Below are 12,575 nucleotides of genomic sequence, written 5' to 3'. Positions count from 1 at the left end.
TCTTGTACGGCGGGCTGTGGGCCAATGATTAATTCTACTTCAGGAATGACATCGACAATGATTTGACTATTAGCGCCAACAGCAGCTAATATTTTTTCTTTCCAGGTATTGAGTTGATTTTGGCTTTCTGTTAAGAGTTGCTTGACTAATGATTGAAAGGCTTTAACAACCGCAGCGTAAGGGATATTTCGTTGAAATTGGTCGAATTTTCCGGCAATAAAATAACCTCTGGCTTTAGTAATTGGTTTATAAACTTCTTGTACTAAGGCGGATTTACCAATGCCAGAGTAACCGGATACTAGCATCATTTCGGTGCTGCCCCTGCTGACTCGTTCAAAGGCTGCTAATAAGGTTTCAACTTCTGTTTCTCTCCCGTAGAGTTTTTGAGGTATTTGAAACTTATCTGTAATATCTTTTTGGGCGATCGCAAAATCTGCAATTCCGCCCGTAGTTTTTAATTGTTCTAGGCATTCTTCTAAGTCAGCGATAATTCCCCAAGGGCTTTGATATCTGGCTTCAGCGGTTTTCGCTAATAGCTTCATCACAATATTAGAAACAGCTTTAGGAATTTCTAGATTGATTTGGTGGGGCGGTACTGCTTGTTTGGCAATGTGACAGTGGATTAATTCCATTGCATCGCTGTAATCCCAGGGCAATTGCCCCGTTAGCATTTCGTAAAAAGTGACTCCTAATGAGTAAAAATCAGTGCGGTAGTCTATCTCTCGGTTCATTCGGCCTGTTTGTTCCGGCGATATATAGCTCAGAGTGCCTTCTAAAACATTAGGATTTTTCAGGCTAGGATTTTCGCGCTTTAAAACAGTAGAGATGCCAAAATCTATAATTTGAACTCGCCCTGTGCTTGAGTTGATAATAATATTGCTGGGATTGATATCTTTATGAATAATTTTATGTCGATGAATTTCACCTAAAGCCCTGGTTATTTTAATAGCTGTTAATAAAAACTCTTCTAAGGTAAGTTGGTGAAAAGCCAACCACAGCTTTAATGAGTCTCCACCACAATCCTCGAAAATGATAGCCAAACTGTTATGGTATCTTTCTAAGCTGTAGGTTTTAGGCACACTTTCTAGGTTAAGATTGTGTGTGATTTCGTATTCCTGCTTGTATCTGACTAACGAAGCGGGCATCGGATAATCTTGTTTGAGAAATTTGACAATTACTGGTTTTTTGTCTTGTTTTCTCAGTCCCCGGTAAACTAAAGAATTATTACTTTCATGGATTTGGTTGGTAATGTCGTAGCCCGGTAAGTTAATCATTCTTACATCCTCTGGTCAGTATTAATACTCAATTAGTTTTTTAGCAATTGTTAATTAATTAAGTAAATGTATCCTCTCATACATAATAATATCCGAAATTTTAAGAAAAACTTAAGTTGAAAAAGAAAAGTTATTTTTTATTAACATTTCTTAAAAATAAGAGGGCTAAACACTCCGGTCAGGAGTACGATCGCTCCACAGTTTCGTGTAAAATTCGGCAAAACAGAGTGAAGTGCGATCGCCGTTAGTCTTCATAGGAGATTTGGGCCTTGCATAATTAGAGTATAAATAGGGGGAATCACCATGCAATGAAAGCGAGTGCAAATTAACCCATATCCGTAAAAACACTAAGAAAAAAGGAAAACAGAACCACATTTGTGTCAAATGTAGCTGTCAATCGATCGCTGATTATGAGTCCCACGCCTTGTTACAGCGAAACTGTGAAACCGGAATGCCTAAAAATGTATGTCAATCGTATAGGTTTTCGGGGAATTAACGAATCAAGGTAGTTCATCATACCACCCTAATAATTTGGGTAAGACTGGTGGGAAGACTATTAGGATGTCGTAGTTTCGAGACATTTGAGAGGGTTTCCGGTTGCATCTGAGATATTGCACCATTCTCAATTAGGTTTTTAGGAACAGGCTTTCCGGCCTGTTCCACAAAAGATAAATTTTCTTGTGGAACAGGCCGGAAAGCCTGTTGCTGACGCAAGATGCCTGTTCCACAAAAGATAAATTTTCTTGGGGAACAGGCCGGAAAGCCTGTTGCTGACAATGGTGCGCCTCTTTTTCCTTCTTCATTCAACATCTCCATTACCAAGGATTGCCAATCATTGTAAAGGCGGCCCAATAATAAGGATGCGAAAGCACTCGATCGCCCCGCGCCGCAATTTCTGGAGGCAAAATTAGATCCCCAGAAAGCCCATCGGCTCGCAACATTCCGTCTTGAATCCGCACGCGCCCCCGCAGCATCTCCAATTGCGCGCGCCGCAAAGCCTCCGCTTTAATCATCAAATTGCCACCGCCTCTGGGGGCCCGCAACTGCCGATAAAACTCAGTCATCAGCCCCAAAGTCCCATCATCGCTGACTTCCCACAAACTCGCTAAAGCGGATCTAGCACCGCTAGCTACCGCCAAACCCGCAAACCCCAACTCCGCCTCTTCGTCGCCCAAAGCGGTACTGCACGCGCTTAAAACTAACAGATTCACCGGCGGTTCATTCCACCGCAACTGTGCCATTTGATCGATACGTAATTTAGTATCCCACAACTGAATGTAAGAATTTTTCGGTTCCCCAGGCAGGAATTCGCTGTGAGTTGCTAAGTGAATGATTCCAAAAGGCCGATTTGCCCGCTGAGCTTGCAAATTTCCGAGAGTAAAATCTTGATTCAAAAATAATTTTCCTTCACTTGGCGGCGCGATCGACTCTAACTCCACCGGTACCGCTGGTAATGGCGCTTTATCTTCAAATACCGACGCCCCCATTGCCAAAACTTCATCATCCGCAATATTGTCGTAGCCGATATCAGTCAAACTCAGACTCGGCATCACGCTAATACTGTATTGCTCAACTAAAAATTGTTTGCCATTGTGAAGAGCAGCAAAGGGCACACTCCGCAAACCTGCTGCCGGAATTACAATTAAATTGTCAATATTTAAAGCGGCCAATTCTGGGGCCATTGGCGCAATTAACCAGCGATAAAGTTTTTGAGCCGAATCCAAATAACTAATGCTGCTTCTTCTTCTGGGATTAGTTATTTCGGTTTGCAGGGCATCCGCCAATTGCAACACCTGCCACCGCGTTGTCGCCGGAACTACAACGCGCATCGGTTGAGCGTTAGCTGTGACTAACACTAATTCTAAAAGCTCCCCGTTAGGAACATCGGGAATTTCTTGGCTCAGTGGCGACAACCTCTGGGCCAACTTATCTTCTAAGGGGCGATCGGGCCCGGAGGTGAGGTTATTTCTCACAGGCAATAGATTAGATAAATCCCGACTTGCCACCAGCACAGAACCATTTTCTTTGGCTGCGGCTGCATCCGATCTCCTGAGCCAATTTATATAAATAATTGCAGATTTTATCCCGGTAATTTGTTCGTTTTTGCGAAGAGTTTCGTAAATCACCGATAGATTAGTAATCGGCTTTCTGGGGGGCAAGTCCAGATATTTTTCGTACTCGCGAGTAAAGGTTTGTTCAAATTCTAAAACTCCCGAACCGGCCGCATCTAATCTGCGAGAAGGAGCGAAAATATCCTGGCTAATTGGGGAATTTCGGTCTCGATTGGGCGAGCGCAATTCTACTTGCAAAGATGCAGGAAGTGACAGCGCAGGATCGGGATTTACGGACTCTAGAGGCGGTTCGGGAATTGGTGCGGGAATTGGTTCGGGAATTGGTTCGGGAATTGGTTCGGGAATTGGTTCGGGAATTGGTTCGGGAATTGGTTCGGGAATTGGTGCAGGAGTAGAGGGCGCGGCCGGTGTAATTAGGGAAATCTGATTTGGTAAACTTCCTTGGGTGTAACTTTGTCCAAAAGAAAAAGTGGGCAAAAGGGCGTTTCCCACGCCAGCATTAATGCTTCCTCTGGTTCCATTGTCGATCGCGCCGCCAACTACAAACGGTCGATCGATACCGCCTCCGTGGCGAATTGCGATCGCCCCCGCCCCCGCACCTCCGGTAGTAGAAATACTGGAAATATTGCCCGATATATCATCGTTGAAAACATTGTTCGATCGAAACAAACCGAGGGTTCTCACATCAACGCTGCCGCCAGTACCACCAGTGCCGCCTCTAGCGTTGATAAAGCCCAACTGAATATCACCAGTCGCGTTCAGGGAGACGCCCCCGCCGTTGCCGTTTGAAGTGCCGCTGGAGTTGATATCTAGAGCCGAAATCCCCGCCTTCGAGGTGAGAGCAATATTTCCGCCGATCGCCCCCGAAGCGTTCAAAGCTCCCGCAGTTAAAGGGCCAGCATTGGTTTGGAAAGCGATCGCGCCTCCTGTGCCCGCCGATGACGAGTCGATCGCACCCGCAGCAACAGTATTTCCCTCAACCCGAATCCTCCCACCGTTCGAGGTAATATTACCAGTCCGAACCTCCCCGCTTCCTTGCAGGTTCACGCTGCCACCATCCGTCCTTAAATTACCCTCTAAGAGGACATTTTCTGCCTTGATATCGGCTCCCAAAGTGGCCGTGCTGTCCCCCCCGAAGCGAGCGGAATCTCGCGCGTTAACGCTCAAAATGCGCGCTGTAATGGTGGAAGAAGCCGTCACGCTAGCAGCATCGGCCGAGAGCTGGCCCAACCTCTGAGTTTGACCGACTAGGCCGCCAAAAGTAATGTTGCCGCCAGCGCGCAGCGTCAAATTATTAGCCCGGCCCGGCGTGCTGTCGAGGGTATTGGCAAAAGTGATATTGCCGGTAGTGGCGGCTAGGGCGGCGGTGCGATCGACTGTGACGTTACTATTGAAAGTCATGTCGCCAGATGTCGCCATATTGCCCGAAACCTCGGTACTGCGGGCGTTGACAGTTAAACTCGCCAGCGGTGCAGCTTGACCGACTGTAGCGCCGAACAGCACTCGCCCAGCGTCTAGTCTCAGGGCGCGAGATCCGTCTAGGCTACCGGAGAACAGAATGTTGCCGGTAGCTTCCGTGCTCAAAGCCACGTCAGCATTGAGGGATGCGTTGCCTGTAAAAGTGAGATCGCCGCCGGATGTGGCAATGTTGGCGTTGAGATTAGTTTGGGGCGCGTCGAGAGTCAAGCTAGCGCTGCCGCTTGTATTCAGGGGATTGTCGATCCCGATCGATCTGCCTTGAAGTGTCAGCGGGCTGTTGAAGGTAATGGGTGCGACGATCGCGATCGAGCTGCTGTTTTCGCGCCCGATCGCGATCGAGCCGAAATCCCCCGCCAAAGCGCCGAGATCCGTCGCCGTCAAGTCTAAAAGGCCCAAAATATCGCCGGTGCCACCGATCCGAATTGCTCGGCTATCGTTGGGCTGCAAGCGAATTGTTCCCCCCGTACTGCTGACAGAATTGCTGCCGCCTCTCAAGTCAATGCCGTTTCCAGTGATAGCGATATTGCCGCCGTTAGCATTGAGTCCCCCCAGAGAGATGCTGCTGGCGAAAATGTTGATGTTGCCACCTTGAGTCTCGATTAAATCCTTGGGATCGTTGACAACAAACACTCCGCCCGCTCTAAATGTTACCGTGTCTCCGGTTCTCGCTTGCAGGGAAAGTTGGTTATCGGGCAAGTCTTGGACGGTGATATAGCCGGGGGTATCTAGAACCACGTTGCTGCCGGCCGCCATCTGTTCCAACTGCACTTCTGAGATCGATGTTTCATTGGGTTCGGGTTCCGATTCCAGTTCCCCGCCAGTCGAGCCCCCGCTGCTGGATCCGTTACCGCTGACGATCGTAATATTTGCCGGATCGAGCCACAAATTGCCGATCGCACCGTTAGTCGCGCGGGTATCGACCTCTCCTTGGAAAGTTAAAGCATTTTTGCCGGAAACTTCTACTCTGCCGCCGTTACCTGCGGCAGTGCCGCCGCGAGCACTAATATTGCCCAAGAAGCGAGTTATATTGTCTGACCAAATTACCGCCGTGCCGCCATTGCCACGGTCGATCGCGTTTGCTGCGATCGTAGAATCAGGACTAACATAAGTTACCTGGGCGTTTGGCACTGGTTCCATCCCCTGGAAACCGCCTCCGACGCGCACAGTACCTCCGCCGTCAGTCCCGGAAGCATCGATATTTGCGCCGAAGAGTCCGACTTTTTCCCCTAAAATATTGACTGTGCCGCCAGCATTCCCAGAAGGGCCAAATACATTTACAGAACCGGAGACGATCGCACTTCCGGCAACTGCGGACACTGTTTGGCCGCCAGTCAGTACCAATTGACCTTGTTCGTTAGTCGTTAAACCTGTGGCTGACACTACGCCGGAGCCCGTCAGCAACTGAGGCAAAGAAACCGGGGCGATCGCCGATTGTTCTGACTGCAAAGACGGAGTAATTTCTAAACTCAATAAATTGCCAAATTGACTGATACGGACTGCATTTTGTCCCGGAACAGCAGCCACAGTAATTTGACCGTTGGGAGCGGATAATTGTCCTGTATTAATAACGGTTCCACCGAGCAAAGTTAAACTTTGCCCGCTGCCAACCGCCAAGTTTCCCGCATTGACAATTGCACCGAGTTGTGAGTTATTAAAATTAAATTGATTGGGATTTCCCAGTAAAGCTTTGTAATCATTAATTCCGGCCGAATTGAACCAGCGATCGCCGAAACCAATACCTGTAGCAGTTGTCGCGAAAAAAGACCCCGGCACGTTTAATCTAGCATTTTGACCGAAGACAATTCCCGCCGGATTCATTAAGAATAAATTTGAGTTGCCGCCGGTTACAGAAATCAGACCGTTAATGATCGAAACATTGTTGCCGGAAATTCGCCCTAAAATATTTTGAATATTTGGATTAGTTAGAAAATTAGCGATTTGACCTTCGCTGAGATTAAATTGGCTGAAGCTGTGAAACAGATTTGCGCCGTTTCCTGACAGTTGTCCGCCACTAATGTCTGTGCGGTTTTGCTCGGAGTTAACAACAGTATTAGTGCCGTCATTTGCAGGAACGACAGATTGCGATCGAACTGCTAGCGGTAGCAGCCAAAAACCTAATGTCAAAATTAGAGCAGAACGAAAATAGGTCATTAGTCAGTTGTCAGTTGTCAGTTGTCAGTTGTCAATAGTCATTAGTCATTAGTCGTTAGTCATTAGTTAGTGGTTATTTTTCTTATATTTGTTGTTATTTGTTGGTTCCAATGACCAATGCCCCATGCCCCATGCCCCATGCCCCATTCTAATCTCTTATCGTTTTGATTTTTTTTGAGCGGTAATGTTCCGCCAAAGTGCCAATAAACTTAAAAAGGTCGATCGAACACTGCCACCGCCGGGGTCGATCGCACTCCAAAACCACCCGTTGCCAGAATGTCGGAAATTTAAGGCAAATTTTATATCGATCTGTAACGAGTGTATTGACAAAATCCCCCCAGAGTCCTAGGATTGGAGCACTGATTGGGTGGGAAAGTAAAAACCCACACAATAACTGGCTCCTCTAATAAAGTTAAAAGCAAAATATTGATGCTTTTAGAGACCAACCATGCAAACTCAAACTTCCTCATTTCTAACTGAACAAATAGTAGAGCAGATATTTTCGTCAGGCGAACTGACTCGCGATGACAGACAGCGAATTCAGTCAATGCTCTTAAATGAGTCGATCGCCGAAAATGAATTGAGCTTAATTGAAAGAGTCATGGAAGGCGTAGTCAAGGGAATACTTGACGTGCTCGATTAGTTTAGAAATGGCGCTAACCTATCTAAATGTAGGGTGCGCCGGGCCGCGCACCTTATCCTAATTTTAAATAAAATCGAAAATCGAAAATCGAAAATTCTGTCACCGTTCTAAAAATCATCATCGGGGCCCTCATCCGGGCCGTCATCCGATCTCCGATCGCGACGCACAAGTTCAGAAGGAGGCCTATCGTTACTCCAAGCCCACCACACGCCGCCGCACTGGCAGCGGTAAAATTCTTGCCACTTGCGGCGGTTGAACTCGGTGTATACTGGCGATCGGCGATTAATCCAGACATCAGCGGCATCCGTGCAGCTAGCGCCACACTTGGGACAGCAAAACTCATTAGCGTGAACCGCCGTCGCAGTCCATTCAGGAGGATGTGGAGCAAAAGCTTCCATGTGTTAGAGTTTCTATCTAAACTGCTGGTAATTACGGCAAATCAAGGGTTGCTAAAGATCCGCAGAGTTCGCAATGACCTAAGCAATGACATAAGTACGCTGTTGAGTGCGTAATTCATCGGCCCGTTATTTTTTTTAGCATTTGCCGTCAGATGAATAGTATAACTGATGTGGTGCAAGCCGTCGATCGGCATTCTTAAGTATTTCAAGGACTAGGCTCATGTCTATCTACAATCTTATCTCGTTTCTGGGCATCTTTGGCTTGTGTGCGATCGCCTGGATTTTTTCAGAAAACCGACAGGCCAAGTATATTCCCTGGCGCGTCATCATCTGGGGCATTGGCTTGCAATTAGTCTTAGGATTTTTAGTATTCCTGTTCCCCCCAACTCGCATCGCTTTAGAGTGGTTTACTGGCTTACTGGATGGAGTATTCACCGCTGCTGACGCTGGAGCGAGATTTGTATTCGGGAGCAATGTTGTACCGATACCTGGTAAAGAGCCGGCAGTTAATTTAGGTTATATTTTTGCCTTTAGAGCATTACCGACAGTCATCTTTTTTTCTGGCCTCATGGCCTTGCTATACAACATCGGCGTGATTCAAATTATCACCGAACTTTTTGCCAAAATCTTTTATATGACAATGCGGTTGAGTGGCGCGGAAGCCCTCAGCGGCGCTGCTAATATTTTCGTAGGAATTGAAGCGGCAATTGTTGTCAAGCCTTATTTGCCGAAAATGACTCGTTCGGAACTTTGTGCAATCCTCTCTTGCTGTTTCGGGACGGCCGCTTCTTCAACTTTAGCAATTTACGTTAGTTTTCTCAAGCCAGTTTTTCCCAATATTTTAGGGCATTTAGTTTCCGCCTCAATTATCGCCATCCCCGCTTGTTTTGTCCTCTCCAAAATCTTAGTACCAGAAACAGACACACCCCTGACAATGGGCGGCATTCCCAAGGAAGAACGGAAGCCTAAAGGCCGCGAGTTTGTGGGCGAAGAAATTTCGGACATGGATCGCGAAGAATTCAAACAAGAGACTGTTGGGGGAGAACCCATCGAACGAGTCAGCCCTTTGGATGCAGCGATAATTGGCGCATTGGACGGTGTAAAAATGGCTGTGGCAATTGCCGCTGTTTTGATTTTAATCTTAGGCTTAGTTTCCTTAATCAATCAATTCTTTGGTTGGCTGGCAATTTTGCCCGGCCCCATTGGTGGCTTTTTCAAAGTTGTCACCTTAGCCAACATTATGGGAGTCTTATTTTATCCCCTGACGTTATTAACAGGTGTCGCCCTTGACGACTCTTGGGAAGCATCAGTAATCATCGGTCGCAGGCTGTTAGAAACAGCCATTCCGCCCTATCAAAGTTTAGCAGAAGCATCGGCAAAAGGACTGGTGAGCGATCGTACAGTTTTGATTGTCAGTTACGCCCTTTCCGGCTTCGCCCACCTCGCCTCCGTCGGCATATTTGTCGGCGGTACGATCGCCCTAATTCCATCCCGCCGCAAAGACATTTCCGAACTCGGTTGGAAAGCATTATTTGTCGGCACTTTAGCTACAATGATGATCGCTTGCATCGCCGGCACCTTTGACACCGGAGACGCCAGCATTTTAGGCACTAAGACAGCCCCGGCTGCACCGCTAACAGCCCCTGAATCTCTAAAATCACCGCCATCCCCAGCCGCGAATTCAAAGCCGTCAGTTGCCCCAGCAATTGCCAGTCCGAAGCCTTCGCCCAACCCCGAAAAAGTGGCTCCGAGAGCTCAAGAATCTCCCAAATCTGAATCCAAGAAAAACCCTTAATTATATTCTATTGACTTGTAGGGGCGGGTTAACAAACAATATTTGTCAATAATTGACAATCTCTAAAACCCGCCCTCACCCAACAGTAAATCCCGTCTACTGTATGGAATGGTTTCACATACAATATTTGTCGATGCTTGAAAATCTGTAAAACCTGCCCCAACAGTAAGTTGCCTCTTACAGTTATATTTTCGTATTTTATCGAAATCAAGGTTGATGTAGTTTATTGGTTGGGTGGGGGCGGGTTTATGTAGATTTTTGATGGGAGTTAAATATTGTTGGTGAACCCGCCCCTACGAGCCCCTGACAGATAGGATTGTTTTTTAGGCAGATGCAATTACCAATTATCCCAAAATTTATGAATCCCGATCCAGAAATTCGCCGCCTGTTAGATGTGATGCCAGCCTCCGGCCGCATGATGTGTAAAATTATTAATAAGCCACAACAATCAACGGTAATTGACTGCGATTTTCCTTTGCCTTGGAATCAATCTCGCCCGATTTATATTAATTTTGATTTGTGGCGGCTGCTATCTAAGCCGCAGCGGGATTTACTGCTATTGCGGAATGTAAGTTTTCTGTGCAGTTTTAAGTGGTTTAAACCGGATATTTATCAAGGTGCGGCTCTGGCGGGAATTGTCGGGACTGTTGTAGAATTGTTGCAAGGAGATGCGATCGGGACTGCGATCGCGGGCGGTTTGACGGGACTCGCCATGACTCGAATTTGGCGCGACAACCGCAGTTCCCAAGTAGAGTTAGAGGCTGATGAAGGGGCGATTAGAGTAGCGGGAAGGCGTGGTTACAACGAAGCGGAAGCGGCCGGACATTTGCTTGGGGCGATCGAGGCTGTGGCGCAAATTGAAGGGCGGAGTTTGGGTTTTAACGAATTGATTCGGTGTCAAAACTTAAAGGCAATATCGGGTATTTCGGCCGTGGGCGTACCCGATAGTGTGAGGAAAGAGTGAAAACTTGCTCCCTTCCTACCAGAAGAATATAGAAATGTCGGCTTTACCCAATCATCGCTATAATAATTACTTCACCTCAGACTATTTGGATCGATTCCTAACTCCCGCAATTTTTGTGCTAATCTGTTCACCTGTTCTTCAGGAGTCAGATAACGTTTTCCATCTGCGTCGTACCAATACAGCCACTCCCTCGTCACCCCAGAATAATTTCCCCTTTCACAACCAATTCCTAAACCTATTTCGGGCATCCAAACGGGATGTCCCGACTGTAATTCATACTTCCCATTAACTAACTTATGTACTTCCAATCGGGGTTTTCGACGGCGGCGAGATGAATAGATAATGTAATAAAGCACGCCTAAATCTTGATATTCCTCCAACTTTGTGCTGTATTCCTTGCGATACTTTTTGGAAACGATTTCCAGCACCAAAGTTGGGACAACATTTTCATCCCACAGCACGTAACTGGGACGCAATTCTTCATCGTAAAACCGTTCTACTCCTAAACTCAAGAAACCGTCGGGGACAATTGGAGCTTTTTCAGGGTGATAATAGATACCCATATCTATGCCAAAAAACCAGTCCATGCGTTCTGCCCAAATTATGAGCAATATCGCTTTTAGCAACCCCGGTATTAGTTCTTGAAGTTCGTTATCCACAGGCGTTTCGTCAGAATCTGGCAGTTCATCGGCTGAGGGCAAGTACCTCGGCAAGTTGTAATTTAACATTGCAGTTTTTCCCAAAACTTACATCAATTATAGCGTGGTTCTTTGTCGAGCCACCCTATATAACGTTTTTTATTGCTCGCCATTGCATGATAACCGCCTAATTTTAATACCTAATTTAAACGCCTAATTTGAGCGCTTAAATCAACACTTTACTACTGAAAAAAAGTCATATTAAAATTTGTAAATAATTTACTGTCCTATTTATTTCTGGTCTAAGATAGCGTCATTGCTCAACTAGATATAGTTTTCGCTCGCCGCAGAGCGAGCGAGAAAAAATCATCAATTAGGACGCATATTGATTGCAGTAGCTCGATGCTCGATCGCGCTCGCAATCGCGTGCAAGTCTGTCACATTGCTATGGGCAAACATACCCAATTTACAATACAGCCATGAACACCCCAGAAACTGCGAATGCCTGGATTATTTACCGACTCCTGCCCAACTTTCAGCGCTTACCCGTCGCGCAATTTCGCAGCCGCAGCGAAGCAGAATCTTCCCTGAAAGTCATCCGGCAAATGCTACCCAATACCGAATTAATACTTGCTTTCGAGGTTGGGCCAGAAAATCCAACTACCGAACTCAATCAGCCCCCTGCTAAAGAACCAAACTTGCCAACTTCAGTTAACCGAGAACTGTTGAAACTTTTCATTATCAGTTCTCGTCCTGTTGTTTCCCGCGTCATTCATTCTTTTCACCGCGATAATTTTGCCTGCGTTTCTGACTGGAGTCCGCTTGTCCCAACTCAAAATCCAGGTGAAGTGATGAGCGTCTTAATTAAACATTTGGCCGCTGACTCTTAGCGTTTGATTGACCTGAGATATTGCACCATTCTCAATTACTTGTTTAGGAACAGGCAAGATGCCTGTTCCACAAGAGATAAATTTTATTGTGGAACAGGCATCTTGCCTGTTCTTGACAATGGTGCAAAATGTGAGATTGAACAGTCTCGATCATATTGATAGCGGTAAGGTGCGCCCAGCGCACCCTACATCTACATCAGCGGGGTGATGCGTATTGGTAATAGCTTTAGCAATGTCAGTTTATTGAGTTATAAATTTCCCGATCGCTCTT

General features: G+C 46.5%; 10 protein-coding genes. 5 read left to right on the top strand and 5 right to left on the bottom strand.

Going from position 1 to position 12,575, the window contains the following annotated elements; translation table 11 throughout:
- The 3 genes from QUB16_RS26015 to QUB16_RS26000 form a co-directional block, all read right to left on the bottom strand.
- Nucleotides 1-1,274: protein kinase domain-containing protein (locus QUB16_RS26015; RefSeq protein ID WP_333320612.1), on the bottom strand; the 1,274-nt coding region annotated here is incomplete at its 3' end.
- 626 nt (nt 1,275-1,900) lie between these two features.
- Nucleotides 1,901-2,077, bottom strand: coding sequence for a hypothetical protein (locus QUB16_RS26005; RefSeq protein ID WP_333320610.1), 177 nt, complete (start codon nt 2,075-2,077; stop codon nt 1,901-1,903).
- Nucleotides 2,078-2,089: 12 nt separating this feature from the next.
- Nucleotides 2,090-6,976 (bottom strand): CHAT domain-containing protein, encoded by a 4,887-nt coding sequence (locus QUB16_RS26000; RefSeq protein WP_333320608.1) that lies wholly within the window; start codon nt 6,974-6,976, stop codon nt 2,090-2,092.
- A gap of 448 nt (nt 6,977-7,424) precedes the next feature.
- On the opposite strand from QUB16_RS26000, the gene QUB16_RS25995 reads away from it, so the two are divergent.
- Nucleotides 7,425-7,619, top strand: a complete 195-nt coding sequence (locus QUB16_RS25995; protein ID WP_333104806.1) for a hypothetical protein — start codon at nt 7,425-7,427, stop codon at nt 7,617-7,619.
- 107 nt (nt 7,620-7,726) lie between these two features.
- On the opposite strand, the gene QUB16_RS25990 is transcribed toward QUB16_RS25995, so the two are convergent.
- Nucleotides 7,727-8,017, bottom strand: coding sequence for a hypothetical protein (locus tag QUB16_RS25990; protein ID WP_333320607.1), 291 nt, complete (start codon nt 8,015-8,017; stop codon nt 7,727-7,729).
- A 220-nt stretch (nt 8,018-8,237) separates the two neighbouring features.
- Between QUB16_RS25990 and QUB16_RS25985 the strand changes: the two genes are divergently transcribed.
- Both QUB16_RS25985 and QUB16_RS25980 read left to right on the top strand, forming a co-directional pair.
- Nucleotides 8,238-9,812, top strand: a complete 1,575-nt coding sequence (locus QUB16_RS25985; protein ID WP_333320605.1) for a nucleoside transporter C-terminal domain-containing protein — start codon at nt 8,238-8,240, stop codon at nt 9,810-9,812.
- A gap of 358 nt (nt 9,813-10,170) precedes the next feature.
- Nucleotides 10,171-10,776 (top strand): DUF3318 domain-containing protein, encoded by a 606-nt coding sequence (locus tag QUB16_RS25980; protein WP_333320603.1) that lies wholly within the window; start codon nt 10,171-10,173, stop codon nt 10,774-10,776.
- Nucleotides 10,777-10,847: 71 nt separating this feature from the next.
- On the opposite strand, the gene QUB16_RS25975 is transcribed toward QUB16_RS25980, so the two are convergent.
- On the bottom strand, nt 10,848-11,504 hold the full coding sequence (locus QUB16_RS25975) for a Uma2 family endonuclease (protein ID WP_333320601.1): 657 nt from the start codon (nt 11,502-11,504) through the stop codon (nt 10,848-10,850).
- 389 nt (nt 11,505-11,893) lie between these two features.
- On the opposite strand from QUB16_RS25975, the gene QUB16_RS25970 reads away from it, so the two are divergent.
- Nucleotides 11,894-12,304 carry a hypothetical protein gene (locus QUB16_RS25970; RefSeq protein WP_333320599.1) on the top strand — a complete coding sequence of 137 codons (411 nt, stop codon included), beginning with the start codon at nt 11,894-11,896 and terminating at the stop codon, nt 12,302-12,304.
- A 58-nt stretch (nt 12,305-12,362) separates the two neighbouring features.
- Complete coding sequence (locus QUB16_RS25965) at nt 12,363-12,512, top strand: hypothetical protein (RefSeq protein ID WP_333320598.1); 150 nt, start codon at nt 12,363-12,365, stop codon at nt 12,510-12,512.
- Nucleotides 12,513-12,575: the final 63 nt, after the last annotated feature.

The organism is Microcoleus sp. D3_18a_C4 (genome assembly GCF_036702415.1).
Lineage (GTDB): Bacteria > Cyanobacteriota > Cyanobacteriia > Cyanobacteriales > Microcoleaceae > Microcoleus.
This window is presented reverse-complemented; position numbering and strand designations above follow the sequence as displayed.